At 52.8% G+C, this 19,329-nt stretch carries 19 protein-coding genes; all 19 read left to right on the forward strand.

Translation table 11 applies throughout. The annotated features are described in order from the left end of the window. The first annotated feature begins 11 nt into the window (after window positions 1-11). The 19 genes from BMW41_RS02190 (at window position 12) to BMW41_RS02280 (ending at window position 19,230) form a co-directional block, all read left to right on the forward strand. Window positions 12-1,172, forward strand: a complete 1,161-nt coding sequence (locus tag BMW41_RS02190) for an SLC13 family permease (RefSeq protein WP_074648471.1) — start codon at window positions 12-14, stop codon at window positions 1,170-1,172. A gap of 250 nt (window positions 1,173-1,422) precedes the next feature. Then, window positions 1,423-2,067: a GTP pyrophosphokinase gene (locus BMW41_RS02195; protein WP_031471394.1), complete on the forward strand. Its 645-nt coding sequence runs from the start codon at window positions 1,423-1,425 to the stop codon at window positions 2,065-2,067. Continuing rightward, on the forward strand, window positions 2,064-2,735 hold the full coding sequence (locus BMW41_RS02200) for a response regulator transcription factor (protein ID WP_074648473.1): 672 nt from the start codon (window positions 2,064-2,066) through the stop codon (window positions 2,733-2,735). Before BMW41_RS02195 ends, BMW41_RS02200 begins: the two co-directional genes overlap by 4 nt. Beyond that, window positions 2,714-3,976: a sensor histidine kinase gene (locus BMW41_RS02205; RefSeq protein WP_207646860.1), complete on the forward strand. Its 1,263-nt coding sequence runs from the start codon at window positions 2,714-2,716 to the stop codon at window positions 3,974-3,976. Before BMW41_RS02200 ends, BMW41_RS02205 begins: the two co-directional genes overlap by 22 nt. 185 nt (window positions 3,977-4,161) lie before the next feature. Then, window positions 4,162-5,244, forward strand: coding sequence for a 16S rRNA (cytosine(1402)-N(4))-methyltransferase RsmH (gene rsmH, locus BMW41_RS02210; RefSeq protein WP_074648477.1), 1,083 nt, complete (start codon window positions 4,162-4,164; stop codon window positions 5,242-5,244). A 245-nt stretch (window positions 5,245-5,489) separates the two neighbouring features. After that, complete coding sequence (locus BMW41_RS02215; protein WP_143050790.1) at window positions 5,490-5,861, forward strand: hypothetical protein; 372 nt, start codon at window positions 5,490-5,492, stop codon at window positions 5,859-5,861. Between the two features lie 88 nt (window positions 5,862-5,949). Then, window positions 5,950-6,927: an alpha/beta hydrolase fold domain-containing protein gene (locus BMW41_RS02220; RefSeq protein ID WP_074648481.1), complete on the forward strand. Its 978-nt coding sequence runs from the start codon at window positions 5,950-5,952 to the stop codon at window positions 6,925-6,927. A gap of 110 nt (window positions 6,928-7,037) precedes the next feature. Beyond that, the gene (locus BMW41_RS02225; protein WP_074648483.1) at window positions 7,038-7,745 is read left to right on the forward strand and encodes a YkgJ family cysteine cluster protein; all 708 of its coding nucleotides are present in this window, start codon (window positions 7,038-7,040) and stop codon (window positions 7,743-7,745) included. Then, window positions 7,729-8,385: a site-2 protease family protein gene (locus tag BMW41_RS02230; RefSeq protein WP_031471402.1), complete on the forward strand. Its 657-nt coding sequence runs from the start codon at window positions 7,729-7,731 to the stop codon at window positions 8,383-8,385. Before BMW41_RS02225 ends, BMW41_RS02230 begins: the two co-directional genes overlap by 17 nt. A gap of 134 nt (window positions 8,386-8,519) precedes the next feature. Continuing rightward, the gene (trxA, locus tag BMW41_RS02235; RefSeq protein ID WP_031471403.1) at window positions 8,520-8,840 is read left to right on the forward strand and encodes a thioredoxin; all 321 of its coding nucleotides are present in this window, start codon (window positions 8,520-8,522) and stop codon (window positions 8,838-8,840) included. A 428-nt stretch (window positions 8,841-9,268) separates the two neighbouring features. Further along, window positions 9,269-9,955 (forward strand): transaldolase family protein, encoded by a 687-nt coding sequence (locus tag BMW41_RS02240; RefSeq protein ID WP_031471404.1) that lies wholly within the window; start codon window positions 9,269-9,271, stop codon window positions 9,953-9,955. Then, window positions 9,927-10,913 carry an NAD(P)-dependent oxidoreductase gene (locus tag BMW41_RS02245; protein WP_083378739.1) on the forward strand — a complete coding sequence of 329 codons (987 nt, stop codon included), beginning with the start codon at window positions 9,927-9,929 and terminating at the stop codon, window positions 10,911-10,913. The genes BMW41_RS02240 and BMW41_RS02245 overlap by 29 nt, the downstream gene beginning before the upstream one ends. Before the next feature lie 3 nt (window positions 10,914-10,916). Then, window positions 10,917-11,588 carry a DUF4867 family protein gene (locus tag BMW41_RS02250; RefSeq protein WP_074648486.1) on the forward strand — a complete coding sequence of 224 codons (672 nt, stop codon included), beginning with the start codon at window positions 10,917-10,919 and terminating at the stop codon, window positions 11,586-11,588. A gap of 15 nt (window positions 11,589-11,603) precedes the next feature. Then, window positions 11,604-13,607 carry an alpha-glucosidase gene (locus BMW41_RS02255; protein WP_074648487.1) on the forward strand — a complete coding sequence of 668 codons (2,004 nt, stop codon included), beginning with the start codon at window positions 11,604-11,606 and terminating at the stop codon, window positions 13,605-13,607. Window positions 13,608-13,616: 9 nt separating this feature from the next. Further along, window positions 13,617-14,357 (forward strand): sulfite exporter TauE/SafE family protein, encoded by a 741-nt coding sequence (locus BMW41_RS02260; protein WP_031471408.1) that lies wholly within the window; start codon window positions 13,617-13,619, stop codon window positions 14,355-14,357. 78 nt (window positions 14,358-14,435) lie between these two features. Continuing rightward, window positions 14,436-15,542: a type 2 periplasmic-binding domain-containing protein gene (locus BMW41_RS02265; protein ID WP_074648489.1), complete on the forward strand. Its 1,107-nt coding sequence runs from the start codon at window positions 14,436-14,438 to the stop codon at window positions 15,540-15,542. Between the two features lie 259 nt (window positions 15,543-15,801). Continuing rightward, the gene (locus tag BMW41_RS02270) at window positions 15,802-16,272 is read left to right on the forward strand and encodes a tripartite tricarboxylate transporter TctB family protein (RefSeq protein ID WP_074648490.1); all 471 of its coding nucleotides are present in this window, start codon (window positions 15,802-15,804) and stop codon (window positions 16,270-16,272) included. A gap of 17 nt (window positions 16,273-16,289) precedes the next feature. Beyond that, window positions 16,290-17,867, forward strand: a complete 1,578-nt coding sequence (locus BMW41_RS02275; RefSeq protein WP_074648492.1) for a tripartite tricarboxylate transporter permease — start codon at window positions 16,290-16,292, stop codon at window positions 17,865-17,867. Between the two features lie 22 nt (window positions 17,868-17,889). Then, a complete protein-coding gene (locus BMW41_RS02280; RefSeq protein ID WP_074648494.1) occupies window positions 17,890-19,230 on the forward strand; it encodes a fucose isomerase in 1,341 nt (446 codons plus the stop codon). Window positions 19,231-19,329: the final 99 nt, after the last annotated feature.

Here is a 19,329-nt window from a genome sequence, read left to right on the forward strand (position 1 = left end):
ACAGAGGTTTTATGGAGCATTTTATTGAATTTTGCAGGAAGGAGGCCGTGACGCTGATCGCCGGCCTCCTGGCTTTTGCGTCCTGTTTTGTGATTCCGCCGTCTGCGGAATATATGGGTTATATCAACTGGAGCGTTCTCGCTCTTTTGTTTTGTCTGATGACGGTCTCAGCGGGGCTTCGGGCGGCCGGGGCTTTTGACTGGCTGTGCGGAAAACTCCTCGGAGTCTGCCGCACCGAACTCGGGACAGAGCTTTCCCTGGAAATACTCTGTTTCTTTCTGGCCATGCTTCTCACAAATGATGTGACGCTGGTCACGGTGGTCCCGTTCACGCTTCTCGTATGGAGGAAAATGAAGGCGACGGCGGGAAGTCTCATCCGCACGCTGGTGATGGAGACGGTGGCGGCAAACCTTGGCAGTATGCTGACACCCTTCGGCAATCCCCAGAATCTGTATCTGTATTCCGCATATGGCTTTTCAATTGGGGATTTCCTGACCACAATGTTTCCCTATGCCGCCGCATCGTTTGTGCTGATCCTTGCCGCAACAGTCGGAATGGCAAAGCGGGAGAAAGAACAGAACCCGCCTGTGCCGGAGAAAATGCCGGCTTCTTCCCGAAAAAACAACTGGAAGGAAGATGCCGCGGCTCCGATGGATCACCGGAGAATCGCGCTCTACGCAGCGCTTTTTGCCTTTGCGGTCCTCTCGGTTCTTCATGTGGTTTCCACGCCGGTGATGTTTGCGGTGATCACGCTGTCGGTTCTTTTTTCCGACCGCTCGCTCTTCCGGACCGTGGATTATTCACTTCTTCTCACCTTTGTCTTTTTCTTTGTCTTTATCGGCAATATCGGAAAGGTGCCGTCTTTCTCGGCATGGCTTTCCGGCGTGATGCAGGGGCGGGAGCTGATCTGCGCGATTCTCGCAAGTCAGATCATCAGCAATGTTCCGGCAACGCTTCTCCTGTCCGGATTTACCGCAGATGGCACGAGTCTTCTCATCGGCACCAATCTCGGCGGTCTCGGAACGCTGATAGCGTCGATGGCAAGCCTGATCACCTATAAGCTGTACGCGGCGGAGCCGGACGCTGAGACCGGACGCTATTTTGCGCTCTTCACCGGGATCAATGTGATTTTTCTCGTGATTCTGACCGCTTTGGCTCTTTTTCTGAAGTGAGATGACCATCGGGAGCGCGCGGAAATCCGTTTGCGGACGTGATCGATCGCAAACATTTCTTTATTGTTTTGATTTTCTTTATGAAGTCAACACCGGAAGTTCACATTTTCCTGTTATCCTTACGCTGTATCAAAACTGCCGGAGGCGGAAATCGGAACCGCGAAAAGAGCGGAACCCACCGCTTCCGGCGGTTTGTATGTCCGCAGAAATGAAGCTGCGGGCGAATCCTTTGAAGGAACGGAGGACAGCGATGGAAAGCGGGACAAGTATATACGGAGAGTGTGGTGAGTTTCTTCCGCTTGTCGAGAGCGATCTGAGGACAAAAATTGAACAATATGACGCGGAAGAAAAAAGAACGGGCGGATCGAAGATCATAGAACATCTGAGTTCACGGATAAAAAGCGAGGAGAGTATGCGGGAAAAATGTATCCGAAAGGGACTTCCCGCGACTCCGGAGAGTGCGCTCCGGTTGATTCACGATGCCGTCGGGGTCCGGATCATCTGCGGGTTTATCGAGGACATTTATGTCAATGTCCGGCATATCCGGAGGATCCCCGGCTGGACGGTGGTGGAAGAAAAAGACTATATCACGAATGTGAAACCAAACGGTTATCGGAGTTATCACATGATCATTCGAATGGAGGAGCCGTTTCCGGATCCGGAAGGAAATCTGCCGGGCGTCTACTATGCCGAGATCCAGCTGCGGACCATCGCCATGGACTCCTGGGCAAGTCTGGAACATCAGATGAAATATAAGAAGAGTATCACAAATTCGGGGATGATCACGGCGGAACTCAAGCGCTGTGCGGACGAACTGGCCGGCTGTGATCTGTCGATGCAGACGATCCGCAGTCTCATCCGGGAAAATGATGACGGTCTGGAGGAGAAACGATGAAACTTCTGCTTGCGGAGGACGAAAAGGAGATGGCCAGAGCGCTGACGGCGATTCTGGAACATTCCGGATATGAAGTGGATGCGGTCCCTGACGGGGAGGCGGCGGTAAAGAAAGCGGCAGAGGAAGCCTATGACGGCATGATCTTCGATATCATGATGCCGAAAAAGGACGGGATCGAGGCACTCCGGGAGATCCGTGCCGCCGGTGATGTCACACCGGTCATCATGCTGACGGCCAAGACCGAGATCCGGGACCGGATTACCGGGCTTGATGCCGGTGCGGACGATTATCTGACGAAACCGTTTGCGATGGGGGAACTGCTCGCACGGCTCCGGTCCATGACAAGAAGAAACAGCACGTTTGCGCCAAAAACGCTGACGTTCGGCTGCATTTCCCTGGACATGGCCGAACAGGAACTGACCGGAAAAAGTTCGGTCCGCCTGGCGGGAAAGGAGTCAAAACTCATGGAGTTTCTTCTGCAGAATCCCGATAAAAACCTGTCTACGGCGGATATTTTTCGCCGGGTATGGGGAGACGAACCGTCGGCAGATCCGGGGATTGTGTGGATGTATGTGTCTTATCTCCGGCAGAAACTTCAGGCGATTTCGGCAGATGTGGAGATCAGCGGTGAGGAGGGCGGAAACTTTTGCCTCCGCAAAAAATCATGAATCCGCGGTCGCTTTCCCGGAGGATGCGGGTCCGGTTTGTCGGACTTGCAACCTGGGCGGTAGTGGTTCTTCTGGTGCTGGTGCTCGGCGCGGTCAATTTTTTCAATACGTACCGGGCTGAAAGGGAAATTCACACGGTTCTGGATGTGATTCTGGACAATGACGGAATCCTCCCGTCCGGTATCCGGTTCGGCGAGAATTCGGTTCTGGATGCCGAGCCGGAGCAGCCGTTTCAGACAAGATATTTCTTCGTATCCTATGACAGGGAAGGCAGCATCGAGAGTCTCCGGATGGATCACATTGCGGCCGTGAGCGAAGAAAATGCGCTGGAGTACGGGGAACTGATCCGGACCGGAATCAAGGACTCCGGCATCATCCGGCGGGGCCATGCGTTTTACGCCTACCGGAAGACTGTGACGGATGACGGCAGGACATTGATCGCGGTTCTGGACAGTACGCGGACATTTTCTTCCCTTCAGATTTTTCAGTCGTCATCTCTTGCGTTCGGCATTCTCTGTACCGTACTCTATGTTTTAATCCTGACACTTTTGTCCGGGCGGGTGATCGCTCCGTTCATCCGGAACATGGAAAACCAGCGGCAATTTATCACCAATGCAGGGCATGAGCTGAAGACCCCGCTTGCGATTATCTCCGCCAATACGGAGGTGATTGAGATGATGAACGGAAAATCGGAGTGGACGGACAGTATCCACGCGCAGATAAAACGTCTGTCGGGACTGGTCGGTGATCTGATCACTCTTGCAAAGGTCGGTGAGCAGCAGGATATCGTCCTGACGGAAGTGGATTTTTCCGGCGCAGCGGCGGACGCGGTTGCGGCCTTTGGCCCGCTCGCGGCGAAAGAAGAAAAGAAGCTGCTGTCGGAAATAGCGCCGGATGTCACAGTGATGGCGGAGGAAAAAACACTTCGGGAGCTGATCAGCATTCTTTTGGACAATGCGGTGAAATACTGCGATGACGGAGGCGACATTCTGCTCCGGCTTTCGCGGACAAAGAGGAAAAAAGGAGCGGTTCTGGAAGTGTCAAATCCGTATGCTGACGGTGCGCATACGGACTACAGCCGCTTTTTTGAGCGATTTTACCGGGCGGACACTTCTCACAGCAGTGAAAAGCAGGGATACGGCATCGGGCTTTCCATGGCGCAGGAACTGGCGAAACTGTTCGGCGGAAATATTTCGGTCGCATACCGGGACGGAAGGATTTATTTTACCGTTTCCCTCTGATCATGTATAATATTGCCTGCGGGTGTTCGGAACGAAGGCTGGGATTCCGGACGCCTGCAGGCATTTTGGTATCATTCGAAGGAAGCTGTGCGTGCGATGAGCGCGCCGGAAGAATGCCCGCAGAAGAATGAGAGAATGAAAATCGTGAACGAAATACCCTGACGATCAATGAGGAGATCACACCGATGGCAGAAGAACATAAGAGAAGAGTTCATTACAGCGGCAAATATCCGCGTCATTTCAATGAAAAATACAAAGAACACAACCCGGAAAAATATGCGGATCAGATTGAACATGTCATTTCCAAGGGCAACACGCCGGCCGGAATGCATATTCCGATCATGGTGGATGAGATTCTGGATGTCCTGAAGATCCGGCCCGGAATGCGGGGGTGCGACTGTACCCTCGGCTACGGCGGTCACACGAGGAAAATGCTGGAGTGTCTGGAAGGACAGGGCCACATGGATGCGACCGACGTGGACCCGATTGAATCGGAAAAGACAAAGAAGCGCCTTGCGGACGCCGGTTTCGGAGAGGAGATTCTTACAATTCACCGGATGAATTTCCGTGATGTCGATCAGATCCGGCCGGAAGGAGGTTTCGACTTTCTTCTCGCGGACCTTGGTGTAAGTTCTATGCAGATTGATGATCCGTCGAGAGGATTTTCCTATAAGACAAAGGGCCCGCTGGATATGCGTCTGGATCCGACAAGCGGCGTCCCGGCGGCAGACCGTCTGCGTGAACTGACGGAGGATGAGATCGCGGGAATGCTGATCGAAAACTCGGATGAGCCGTTTGCGGAAGAGATCGCAAAAGAGATCACAAATACATACCGGAAGGGCGGAGATATCCGCGAGACCACGGATCTTGCAGAGATTGTGGCGGCGGCACTGAAAAAAGTATCCTCGAAGAAACTTCCGAAAGAGGAGTACGAGGATACCGTCAGGAAGTCCTGCGCGCGAACCTTTCAGGCGCTTCGCATCGATGTCAACAGCGAGTTTGAAGTGATCTATACATTTCTGGATAAACTCCCGGATGTACTCGCGGCCGGCGGAAGAGCCGCGATTCTCACCTTCCACTCCGGCGAGGACCGGCTGGTCAAGAAGGCTTTTCGAGAAGGAAAAAAGAGAGGAATTTACTCGGAGATCTCGGAGGAGGTCATCCGTCCGGGCAGAGAGGAGTGCTTCCGCAATCCCCGTGCGCATTCCACAAAACTGCGGTATTGCGTGAAGGCCCTGGACGGGCCGGAATCGGATTCCGGCATCTGAGATACGCCTGGGGAGACTGAGGTTTAAAGCGCCCGTTGGCGTGAGTGGTGCCGGGATCGGATTCCGGTAACGGAGATATGCCGGGGAAGACTGAGGTTTAAAGCGCCCGGCTGTGGGAACCGGACAGCTGCCGTGATCCGGCGGCGAAAGTTGCGGTTTCCTCGCGGTTCATGTTAGACTGTAACATACCGGCCGGGGAACAGCTTCCCCGGGAAAAGAAATAACAGAAAGTCAGGAGAAATACCATGATGCGTTTTGCACTGCCGGCGATCGGCGCTGTCATCACAGCGTACTGTATATATCGCCTTCGAAAAAATGAAGAACCGGCGAGAGCGAAGAGAATCGCCCTCGCTGCATATCTGATGCTGAATCTAACGGTGATTTCGCTGCTGTTTTCGATTCAGATTTACTCGATTCTTCCGACACCGTGGAATTATGTGGTCTATTATGCGATCTTCGGTGTTGTCTGCATCGGATCGGGACGGTATCTGATCAAACCGTACCGCACACCGAAGGCAGGTGAAGAGGAAGAGACGGTTTCCGCCGGACCGCGGGAAGACAAAAATCTCCGAAGAAAACGCAATCGTCTTCGCAGGAATTCGATGAGACGGTATTAAGCGGGCCACCGAAAAGACAAGGGGAAAAACAACAGAAAAAACAACAGAGAAAAACAACGGAAAAGACAACAGGAAGGACAGATCGACTATGGGAATTCGCTATACACTATTCTGTGCCCTGCACCAGATGACGGCGGGTAAAGAAAACCGGAAGGAAGCCGCGGACCGTCTGCGAAAAATGGCCCGGGATCCGGAGCGGAGCTTTGGCGGCTGGTGTACCGATATTCCAAGCGATGAGACCTTTCTCTGTTCCAAAGTACGGATCCGGTCGAGGTGCGGTGAGGAACGCCGGCAGGAAATATTTTCCTGTCTTCGCATGAACCTCACCGGAAAAATGAAACACCGCCGAGCGCTTCTCTATGTCGCCGGGGTTAATCTCCCGCGGGGAGCGCAGAAGGAGTCCGTCCGGTTTGCCCGTGATCTCGGAAAGCAGAGTTCCCGGGATGTCTGGTATCCGTGTTATCCGACGATGCCCGATTACAGCATTCTCGATTCGGTTGAGATGGTGCTGGAAACCTACCGCCAGATGCTGGAAGAATACCGGCCGGAAGATATCGCGTTCTACGGATACTCTTTGGGCGCAATGGTGGCGATCAGTACGCTCGGATATAACAACAGCGCCTTTATCGAAGGCCGGCGCAAGGTGCGTCTGCCGATGCCGTCCATGCTTCTTCTGGTCTCTCCGGCTGCGGTTCCGTCCGACGGAACCGAGTGGAGACAGATGAAACTTCTCGAGCGGAAGGATATCATGATGGAGGCGGATTATGTCTATATGATGCGGGATGTTCTCTGCGCGGGACGACCGGATGTGCCGCGCTTTATGCTGAGCGGGGACCGGCTGGATACGACCGATTTTCCGGAAACCTACATCTGGTATGGCGGGGATGAGATCCTGAGTGCCAAGAAGAAAACGTGGGTCAATGATTTTGAGGTAATCCCGGACCGGCTTCACATCCGGACAGCCCCGGGAATGTGCCACAGTTACTGCATTGCGGTGCGTTTTCCGGAGGCGCAGAGAGATTACCGGGAGGCGGTTCACATTCTTTCCGGAAGCGGAGGGCGCTGAGTACGTTGAGCATCGAAGCGTTGAGCGCGTTTGGATGAACAATTCCGCGGATTTTAACAGCAAGGGCCGCAGATCGGTCATCGATTGCGGCTGAATCAGGAGTAATCAATATGAGCAATGAATTTCGTCTTGAAGACGTGACGGACGGAAAGCAATACGGCATCCACGATATGGTGCGCGTCGGCTGCGGCGACTGTGAAGGCTGCAGCGCCTGCTGCCGCGGGATGGGAACATCCATCATTCTGGATCCCTATGATATGTGGAATCTCGAGCGGGCGCTCGGGGAAGATACCAAAGCGATCTTTCGGGATCACCTTGAAAAACACATTCAGAACGGACTGATTCTGCCGAATCTGAAGATGGCGGGAAAGGAAGAAACCTGCACCTTTCTGAATGAGGAGGGCCGCTGCAGCATCCATCCGTTCCGCACCGGACTCTGCCGTCTCTACCCGCTGGGACGGAAATACGATGAGACGGAAAACGGCGGGTTTTCCTATATCTTGATGCGGGACGCCTGTCAGAAGAAGGATCTCACGAAGGTAAAACTGAAAAAGTGGATCGACATCGATCACCTTCCGGAAAATGACGCCTATCACATTCGGTGGCATTGGTTTGTCCGGACAATGGAGCAGAAAATGCTGTCGTTTTCCGTGCCGGAACAGATGAAGCTGGCGGAATATATTCTGAAAATGTTTTTTGAGGTTCCGTACCGAGCGGAAGAGAGTTTTTATCCGCAGTTTGAAAAGCGAATGAGTATGGCGGAGAGAAAATGCGGAATACAACGGGAGAGGGGAACAACGGATGAATCTGACACATGAGATACAGTCGATCGTTTACGCGATACCGGGTACGATCCTCGGCATTACGCTGCATGAATTTGCACATGCCGCGACGTCCTACGCGCTGGGGGATCCGACACCGAGGTATGACGGAAGGCTGAGTCTGAATCCCCTTCGACATTTTGAGTGGAAGGGAACGCTCTGTCTGATCCTGTTTCATTTCGGATGGGCTAAGCCGGTCATGATCAACCCGCGGTATTACAAAAATCCGAGGATTGGATCGATGCTGGTTGCCGCCGCGGGTCCGCTGACGAATCTGATCCTGTCCTTTCTGTCGCTGGTGGTCTACACGCTGAGTCTGATCTTTCTGCAGGGAACGGAAGCGGGATATATGATCGGGACCTTCTCACAGTATTCGGCCTTCATCAATGTGGGACTTTTTGTATTCAATCTGATTCCGATTCCGCCGCTGGACGGTCACCATATTCTCGGAGGACTGATTCCGCCGGTCCGGAAGCTTTACAGCCGCTTTTCACAGGCGATGCCGGTGATTCTGCTGCTCATTGTATTTACCGGCGTGGCAAATGGTCCGCTCGCGTATCTTGACGCTCTGGTGATTCAGAAAGTATGGTATCTGGCAGCATTGTTTCTGAATATGATTCTGCCGGTATTTCTGTAACAAAGCGGTAAAGAGATCCCGGGTGCGGCGGAAAATCGGCAGAGAAATTTCGAAAACCGGTTGACAGGGCCTAAAAATTTTGTATAATTAAATTGTACACAACGTAAAATCATTTCACACCAAGGAGGTTTGACATGGAATATAAATTTGATTCGAAGAATTTTGAGGAAGAAGTATTAAAGAGTGATGTTCCGGTTCTGGTTGATTTCTATGCCGACTGGTGCGGTCCGTGCAAGATGATGGCGCCGGTTGTTGCGAAGTTTGCGGAAGAGTTTGACGGAAAGGTCAAGGTCGGAAAGATCAATGTCGACGACAACGGCGAGATCGCTCAGAAGTACGGTGTTATGTCGATCCCGAATTTTAAGTTTTTCAAGAACGGTGAAGTGGTGGACAACATTGTCGGTGCCGTTAATCCGGAGATGCTCCGCGAGAAGGTAACCAGTCTGCTCGGCTGAGGAGTCTGAGAATACGCTTCGCCCTGTATGGTGGAGGAGACCGGACGGAATCCGGAACAGAAGAGAAGAACGAAATGGGAACGCAGCGTCTGAGGGAGAAATCCCCGGACACTGCGTTTTTGTTATGGAGCCGAAGGTTTCTTGCGGACGATGGTTCCGGAAAAGACACAGGCAGCAGGAACGATTGTGCATGATATGCACGATACAAAACTTACAAAAGAAGTATGAAATGTGCAAAAGATACATAAAAAAACAAAAACGGCAGATTACACAAAATAAGTCATGTGCATTTGTACTATATTTCACGACAGAAAGGTTTGACTTATATACATAACTACTATATACTTCAGATAGCGGTCAGGTGACCGGATTTTTTTACAAGTTATTAGTTAATATACTTAATTAAACATTTAGGAGGATGTAGGGAAATGAAGTTTTATCTGGACAGCGCAAAGTTAGACGAGATCGATTATGCGTATAAGACGTTCGGAATTGATGGTGTTACGACCAATCCGAAACACATCATGCTGAGCGGAAAACCGTTTGTTACGGCGATCAAAGACATCGCCGAGTGGATCCGGCAGAACGGTCTGGATGGAATCGACAAGTTCCCGGTTTCCATCGAGGTCAACCCGCATCTTGATACGGCAGATGCGATTGTAGCGGAAGCGGAAAAATATGCGGCGATTTCCCAGAACTTTGCGATCAAGATTCCGGCAACCGAGTTCGGAATCGAGGCGGCCAGAAAACTGGAGAAAAAGGGCATCCGGACCAATCTGACCCTTGTCTTTGCTCCGGCGCAGGCGATCTTTGCCGGAAAAGCAGGTTCCCTTTTTGTTTCCCCGTTCATCGGATGGAAAGAGGATAACGGCGAGGACTGCAAGCGCTATATCAAGGACATTGTGGATATCTATAAAAACTACGGCTGGTACGGAAAGACACAGATCATCTGTGCGGCGATCCGTTCCCCGAAGCAGATCGTGGACTGCGCGGTTGCCGGAGCGGACATTGTGACGGCAGGTCTTGCGGTGTACAAGGCAGCACAGCATCACGCATATACGACGCAGGGGCTCGGAACATTCTGTGATGCCTGGGATCATACCGCCACGGAGTGAGAAGGAATCCTTCGGAACCGTAACCTTTCAGAATTTGAATAACGTCTCAGACAGTCGAAGCGATTCAGCTGTCCGGGACGGGAGGGCAAAAGACATGAAGATCGGATTTATCGGACTCGGAATCATGGGCGAGTCCATGTGTGCGAATATTGTAAAGAAACATGATGATACGGTGTATTGCTATGACATGGTTCCGGAAAAGGTGAACCAGCTTGCCGCCGAGGGTGCGGTAGCCTGCGAAAGCAATGCGGATCTGGCGGAGAAGTCGGACGTAATCATTTCCATGGTTCCGAAGTCGGAGCACTCGAAAGCGGTTTATACGGAGATTCTTCCGAAACTCGGCAAAGGTAAGATCTGCATCGATATGAGTACCATTGATCCCGGTGTTTCCGTGGAGATTGCGGAGATGGTCAAGAAGACCGGTGCGCAGTTTGCCGATGCTCCGGTGGTTAAGTCCAAACCGGCGGCGATCGCGGGAAAACTCGGAATCTATGTCGGCTGTGACGAGGAGCTTTACGATTCCGTCAAACCGGTTCTCTCCTACATGGGTGAAAATGTGATCCGTATGGGAAAGAACGGAACCGGTATTACGATGAAGATTCTTCATAACGCGCTGGTCGGCCAGATCCAGAATGGCGTAAATGAAGTGTCCAATCTTGCGGCGGTATGTGGAATCGACATTCAGACCTTTGCGACCGCAATCTCCTATGGAGGCGGACAGAACTTCTATCTCGACAGCAAAAAGGATGTCATCGAGAAAAATGACTTCACGACCGCATTTTCCATCGAAAATATGAACAAGGACGTTCACATCTGCAAAAAACTTGCCGAGGAAAAAGGTCTTCCGATGCCGGGCGAGATGAACGTGGTCCGCGTCTACGAGAAGGCGATGGAGATGGGATTCGGCAAAGAAGATTTCTCTGCAACCGTCAAAGTGATTCGAAGTGAGAAGGCCTGAGCGATGGGAATACTGGAACATTTGAATGAAGTCAATGACGTGGTGATCCGGTCGGTTCTGGACCGCGAGGCATTCAGAACCTACGGGAGAGTGATCCGGGGATATGATTTCTCGGAGATCACCGACTATATGGAACACAAAACACCGATTCCGGAAAACGGCAATGTCTATGTGGCATCGGTGGAGGAGATGGAAACGTTTTCCGTGGCAGACAGGGTGAAGAACCTGATCTACGGCGGTATGCCGATCGAGATCGGCTACTGCAACGGCCGCAACACCACATTGAACGGATTTGAGTATCACAAGGGAAGCGAGATCAACATCGCCGTGACGGATTTTATGCTCTGTCTCGGGCATGTGTGGGATATCGAAAACAATACCTATGATGCGGAAAAGGTGCAGGTTTTCTTTGTTCCGAAGGGAACCGCGATTGAGATGTATCAGACGACGCTGCATCTGTCTCCGTGCAGAGTGACGGATGAGGGGTTCCGCGGCGTGGTGATTCTTCCGAAAGGTACAAACACACCGCTCGAAAAAGAGATTCCGGTGGATGAAGAGGGACAGCTTCTTCTCCAGAAGAACAAATGGGTTATCGCTCATCCGGAACGGGAACCGCTGATGAAGCAGGGGGCAGTCGGCGGAGTGATCGGGCCGAACAGGGAACTGAAATACTGACGGACGGAGGTATAAATGGAGATCTTTGCAAAAGGAAGTACCTTTCGCCTGACCGATCACGGAAAGGTTCTTTTGGAGGCGTCCGATGAGAAACCGATGATTTTCGCGGGACACGGAACGGAACAGGTGGAAATGTACCGCGGAAATTTTAAGATCGAAGATCGGGTGGAAGAGAGAGTCGCACTTCCGATTCTGCATTCGGAAGAAAAAGACGGGGCTCTGATTCTGGATTTCGGGGGACAGATCGAGGGGAGAATCGAGGCGGACAACGACTGTTCCGTGATCCGGTTCCGGAGCAGGAATCCGGAGATCAACCGGTTCTGGATCCGTTTGGCAGCCGAGCCGGGAGAACATGTCTACGGATGCGGCGAACAGCTTTCGTATTTTGATCTTCGCGGGAGACATTTTCCGCTGTGGACCGGAGAGACGGGAGTCGGCCGTGACAAGACGACGTATGTAACCTGGCGGAGCGATGTGGAAAACCGGGCAGGGGGAGATTATTACAACACAAGTTTTCCCGAAACGACCTTTGTCTCTTCGCGGAAATATTATCTTCACGCGGAGACGACAGCGTATGCGGATTTTGATTTCCGGAGTCCGGAGTATCATGAACTTCAGATCTGGGAAGTGCCCGCTTCGATCCGGATCGAGTCGGCGGACAGTTTTCCGGAACTTCTGAAAAAAGAGACGGCATTTCTCGGAAGACAGCCGGAACTGCCGGAATGGACCCGTCACGGACTGATACTTGGAGTCCAGGGCGGCAGCGAGCGGAGCTTCGGGATTGCGGAGAAAGTCCGTTCCGGCGGAGTCGGACTCGCGGGCGTCTGGTGTCAGGACTGGTGCGGAAAGCGCGTGACCACGTTCGGAAAACGGCTCCAGTGGGATTGGCATTACCACCCGCAGATGTACGGAGATCTTCCGGAGCGGATCCGGGAACTCCACCGCGAAGGAATCCGGTTCCTCGGATATGTGAATCCGTATCTGGTGAAGGACGGTATGCTGTTCCGGGAAGGAATGGAAAAAGGATATTTTGCCAGAAAGTCCGACGGATCGTTCTATCTGGTCGATTTCGGTGAATTTGACTGCGGCGTGGTTGATCTGACGAATCCGGAGGCCTTTGACTGGTTCAAAGGGATCATCGAAACATATTCTATCGGCATCGGAATCGACGGCTGGATGGCGGATTTCGGAGAATATCTTCCGACCGACGACATTGTCCTCGCAAGCGGAAAGCCGGCGATGATCGAGCACAACCGGTGGCCGATGCTGTGGGCAAAATGCAACTATGAGGCGGTAAAAGAGACCGGGAACCTCGGGAAGATCGTCTATTTCATGCGGGCGGGGGGAACCGGAAGCCAGAAATACAACACCCTGATGTGGGCCGGAGATCAGTCGGTTGACTTTTCCAGACATGACGGTCTCTGCACGGTGATCGCGGCGGCGCTCAGCTGCGGCATGACCGGAATGGGTCTTCATCACAGTGACATCGGGGGATATACATCTCTGTTCGGCAATGTGCGGACGAAGGAAGTGTTCTTCCGCTGGGCGGAAATGGCGGCGTTCACGCCGGTTATGCGAACGCATGAGGGAAACCGGCCGGATGACTGTTATCAGTTTTATGATGACGAGGACGGAATCCGGCGGATGGCGAGACTGACCGGGATTTTCCGGATGCTGTCGCCTTACGTCACGGAGGCGGTCCGCGAAAACCATGAAAAAGGATTGCCGGTTCAGCGGGCGCTGTTTCTCCACTATGAGGGGGATGAGAGGTGTTATACCGAACAGTTCGAGTATCTTCTCGGACGGGATCTCCTTGCGGCGCCGGTCTGGAAGGAAGGACGGAAAGAATGGGACGTCTATCTTCCGGACGATGAATGGATTCATCTCTGGACCGGCAGAGAATACGGAAAGGGAAACAATGTGGTAGGCGCAGAACTCGGCTTTCCGCCGGTGTTCTACCGGAAACGTTCGAAATACGCGGATCTGTTTGAGAAAATCCGCGGAACGTATGGAGCCTGATGGTACGTTATGCCTGTATTAAATTATTTATTATTTTTCACTGTGATCCTGCTTGCCAATATCATGCAGGGCATCACCGGATTTGCCGGTACGATTCTGGCCATGCCGTTCAGTCTGATGCTGGTCGGATACCCGGTGGCGAAACCGGTTCTCAATGTGCTGGGTCTTTTGAGCGGCGTCTATGTCTTTCTGGAACAGAAAAAACAGGTTCAGTGGAAAGAAGTGAGGACGATTGTTCTGATCATGGCAGCCGGCATTTTCCTTGGAATCTATATCAAGGGATTATTTGCCGGGAGAGAACAGTTTCTCATTCGGGCACTCGGCGTGTTTGTGATCATTCTGGGTCTTCAGGGCCTGATCGGCCGGATCCGGGGAAAGAAGAATCCGATGCGGCCGGATCATCCGCTGCTCTATCTGATTCTTCCGCTCGCCGGCATTGTCCACGGAATCTTTGTCTCCGGCGGACCGCTTCTGATCAGTTATCTGACCAGAAAGCTTCCGGACAAGAATTCGTTCCGGGCGACGATTTCCACCGTGTGGATCGTCCTCAACTCCATCGTACTGATCGATGATATCCGGAGCGGATACTGGAATCCGGGACTGATCGGCACACTGCTGATCGCGGTTCCGTTTCTGTTGGCTGCGATGAAGATCGGAAGCATCCTGTATCACCGGATGAGTCAGCAGGTGTTCATGATCCTGACCTATCTTCTTCTTGCGGTCTCAGGCGTGACACTGCTTCTGAAATGATTGCTCTGCCGAATGGATAACGGCGGCGGAACACAGGGAAATGATAGTAAAACACACATTAGAGGAGGAAAAGGAACTATGAAAAAACAGGTTTTGGCAGGAGTTATGGCAGCGGCGATGACAGCGGCACTTGCAGCTTGCGGATCTTCTGCGGGAAGCAAGACGACAACCGCGGCTGTGGAGTCCAAAGCAGCGGAGACAACGGCGGCTGCGGAGTCCAAAGAGGAGTCCAAAGAAGCGGCGGCAGCGGGAAGCGGAAAAACCGTTAAGATCATCTGCCCCTACGGCGTAGGCGGTACTGCGGATATCATCGGCAGAAAGTATGCGGAAGTAGCGACCAAACTTCATCCGGAATACAACTTTATCGTGGAGCAGCAGACCGGTGGTGACGGATTTGCGGCGGCAACCGCATTTTCTCAGGAGGATGTGAACACAACCGATCTTCTGGTATACGGTTACGGCGTTGCCTACCGTCATGACCTTGGAAAGCAGTATCAGACAGAAGTGGTTGATTTCGACCGCAATGAAATCCGTCCGATCGCAACCATCGATGACAGAACATGGATTCTCTACACCACACCGGATCAGACTCTCGAGACCATTCTCGATAAGTCCAAGAACGGCGGCATCAAGATGTCCGGCGGAAATCCGCTGTCCGATCCGCATCTGGCACTCGGCTCTCTTCTCGCACAGGAAGGCGGAAAGGTAATGGTTGTTCCGTATGACGGCGGTGCGGCTCAGAAGAAGGGACTTACCGACGGCGAGGTTGACGTATTTGTCGGAACGACTCAGGCGGCGCAGGAAGACGTGGAAGCGGGCAATCTGGTACCGATTCTTGCATTCTCCGATCGTGAGTTCAAGGGCTTCAAGGGACCGAAGGGAGATCTCGCGGTTCCGACGGTAGCCGGCGACACCAAGGCAAAGGAGCTGGATGCTTCCAAGGATTACACCGGTTCCATTCTCGCGGCAGGCGGCTCTCTGGCAGTCAGAAAGGGCGCTTCCAAGGAATGGGAGGATGCGATGATCCAGGTTGCGAAGGATGTCTGGGCTTCCGACGAGTATTCCCAGTTCATCAGCTCCATCCTTCTGAACAAGTATGAAGTATACGGTGAGGAAGATGTTCAGCACTATGAGGATGCCTGCAAGAAGGCAGTAGAGGCGTTCAAGCAGCTCAGCGGAAAGTAATTTCGCTGCCCGTCCTTCGCAGCGCATACGGAGCGACTGCGATGCGGGGAATCCAGGAAAAAATCCGTAAAACCAACAGGCCCCGGTCCATTCTTCCGGAAAGGCCGGGGCCTGATCTGCGTGTTAGCCGGCCCAAGTCCGTGCCTGGGCGCGGACTTGGCGGCACCGCGATGACGAGAGAAAACCGAGAAGCGTAGTTCGCCTCGTTTCGGTGTTCCGTCCGATAGAAAAAATCTGCTTTTGAAAGAGGGAAAGACACATGAAGTTCAAAATTAAAACGAACCTCACCGCGGGACTTGTGATGGGAATCTTTTCCATCGTCATGCTCCTGATCATGCCGACTCAGGTACGTCTTCCGATGTGGGATTCGGGCGCCCCGAGTCCGAGAATTATTCCCGGAATCTGCCTTGTGGGCATTCTGATCTGCAGTGTTATTTTACTGATCCAGAGTCTGGTTTTTCACAAAGAACATATCTATGAATTTGATTGGAACAATGAAAAACACGAGCTTGTCCTCATTGCCGTTCTGGTTCTGTTCGTGATCGGAACCAGCATGATCGGATTCGTTCCGGCAGGCATTCTCGCTTTCTGCTTCATACAGTGGTATGAGGGAGAGCGCAAGCCGTTTATCTATATTTACACGATTCTGTTTGTCTTCTTTGTTTACTGGCTGTTCCTGAATGTGTTCCATGTTTCTCTTCCGGCAGGACTTCTCAGTTTTCTCAAGTGACGGAAAGGGGATAGAACATGAGCTATTTTGATTATGTGTCGCAGGCGTTTCTTGCCGTCTTCACGATCCAGAATATTGCGGTCATTTTCGGCGGAATGCTTCTTGGAATGGTCATCGGATGCATTCCGGGGCTTTCCGTAACGCTCGGCATCATTTTGTTTCTGCCGCTGACCTACAGCATCAAGGATCCGTCCACCGCGATCATTTCGCTTCTGGCAGTATACGTGGGCGGAATGTACGGAGGATCGATCAGTGCGATCACACTGAATACGCCCGGAACCAACTCGGCGATTGCGACGACGTTTGACGGATATCCGCTGGCGAAGAAGGGAAGAGTACTGCAGGCGCTGGACACTTCGCTGTTCGCCTCCTCATTCGGCGGAATTATCGGAGCGGCGCTGCTTCTCCTTCTCTCTGCGCCTATCGCACAGTTTGTCAATAAATTCACCTCGGTGGAATATTTTTCCATGGCGGTGCTCGGTATTTCACTTCTGGCGGGCGTCAGCGGCAATTCCCTTCCGAAGGGAATTCTGTCAGGACTGTTCGGAATTCTCCTCGCCAGCGTCGGCGTCGATGCGGTGACCGGTGTTGCGCGATTCACATTCGGCATCCCGGTTCTTCAGTTCGGCATCGATATGCTTCCGGCGATGATCGCGCTGGTTGCGCTGAAGCAGGTCTGTGAGAAGCTGTCGGAATACAAGGTGACCGGCGGAGACATGGGCTCGGCGACAAAGATTGACAAGAGAGGTCTGACCGCGGGGGAAATGAAGTCGATCCTTCCGGCGTGCACGCTCTCTACGCTGATCGCGTCCTTTATCGGCGCGATGCCGGGTGTCGGCGGCGGAGTGGCGCAGTTTCTCTGCTACAATCAGGTAAAACAGACGTCGAAGCATCCGGAACGGTTCGGAAAAGGAAGCCTTGAGGGCATCGCTGCGGCGGAGTCTTCGAACAATGCGGTGGTCGGATCGGCGATGATCCCGCTTCTGACCATGGGTATTCCGGGAGACGGCGTAACGGCGCTTCTTCTCGGCGCATTCATTCTTCACGGCCTGCAGCCGGGACCGAATATGTTTACGAAACAGGCGCCGCAGGCGTACACCATCATTGTGGGATGTCTTGTGGCGAATCTCTTCCTGTATCCTCTCGGAAAGGTGATGACAAGACTTGTCGCAAAGGTTGTCCAGGTGCGCTACACCTATCTTGCACCGGCGATCATGCTGTTCTGTTTTGCGGGAGCATTTGCCGGTACCGGAAACTTTAAGGAGATGGCCTTCTGCGCCGCACTTCTGGTATTTAGCTATCTTTTGAAGATTCTTCAGATTGACGCGATTCCGATGCTTTTGGGACTGATTCTTGCCAAGATCATGGAGACAAATTTTGTGACATCCATGATGTCGTATGACAGGGATTATCTGATCTTTTTCAAGAGACCGATTTCCCTGATCATTCTGATTATCACGGTCATTCTGGTCGCTTCGATGATCCGCATCAACAAGAAAGTGGAAGCGTTGAATGCCGCACAGGCGGGGGAGATCGAAAAAATTCATCAGGAAATGAACACCAAAGAGACAGACCGGGCGGAAAGCCTGATCTGAAGGGAATGCGAGGAATAAGACAATGAGCTTTCAGGCAGCATACGTTCCGATCGGAGTCGGAACATTTCATTTGGAGAGTGCACAGGAACAGTTTGAACAATCAATCGCGCTGCTGCGGCGCATCGATCCGGAGATTCGGGTTCCGGACGAAATGCTTCTCTCCATCGATCTTCTGAACCGGTTTCTGGACGACATCGATCCGGATCTGATCATTCTCCAGAATATTACTTTTGCAAATGCGGCGTACGCGAGCGAGATTCTTCGCCGGTTCCGCTGTCCGATTCTTTTGTGGACACTTCGGGAACCGGTGATCGACGGAGGGCGTCTCCGCCTGAACTCACTGACCGGTGCATTCTCTGCCGGCAATGCCATCCGCGCATTTCGAAAAGACCGTCCGTTCGAGTACATTTTCGGCGCGCCGGATGAGAGGGAAGTGGAGAACAAAGTGTCCGCGGTGGTACGCGCGGCAAAGACGAAAAAGGAACTGCAGGGACTGAAGCTGGTGTCCATCGGCCATACACCGCAGGGGTTCGGTTTCGGCCGTGCGCTGGATGCGGACATGATGTCGGTGTTCGGTGCCGTTCTGGAATCCATCGAGTCCCGGGAGCTGATCGGAAAAGCGCTTCGTTACACGGATGAGGAATGTGCGCCGTATCTCGAGGAGGCGAGAAAGCAGGTGACCGGTCTGGAAAAGACGCCGGAAAAGAATGTGAAGGACTTTGCCCGGCTTTACAAGGCGTACAAAGATTATGTCACGGAGAACCACGTCGGAGCGGTATCGTCGAGATGCTGGCCGGACTTCTTCACGGAATTCGGCACGCCGGTCTGCATGGTGCTGTCGCTTCTGAATGCAATGGGCGTCTGTGCGAGCTGTGAGTCTGATACCTACGGGGCACTGTCCATGTTCATCGGCCGGAGCCTTACCGGCAATTCCTGCTTCTTCGGTGATCCTGTTTCGCTTGACGAGTCGGAGAACAGCGTCACGTTCTGGCACTGCGGCATGGCGTCCTGCGATCTGGCGAGAAAGGATACCGGGGCGGAAGTCGGTGTTCATCCGAACCGAAAACTCGGACCGACGATGGAATTCGGCTGTGAGAAGGCGGACGCGGCAACCATCTTCCGCGTCGGAAGAGATGAGAACGGCTCGTTCCGCTTCTTTATCGCTGAGGGATCGGTGATGGACAAGCCGAAGCAGTTCAGCGGCACATCCATCGTCGTGAAGACGGAAAGCCGGTGCCGGGAACTGGTCGAGAACGCCGTACTGGAAGGCTGGGAACCGCATTATGCGGTGATTTACGGAAAATGTGCGGAGGAACTGGAGATTCTGGGGCATATGCTCGGAATCCGGGTCTGCCGATTCTGAAAAAGAACAAAGTCCGCAGGCGGACTTAAAGCGCAGTTGAGCTCTGCCGGAATGAGATGACAGAGATCGGTGACGGACATCGGTTTTTCGCCATGGACC

The organism is [Clostridium] aminophilum (assembly GCF_900101295.1).
Taxonomy (GTDB): domain Bacteria; phylum Bacillota; class Clostridia; order Lachnospirales; family Lachnospiraceae; genus Clostridium_R; species Clostridium_R aminophilum_A.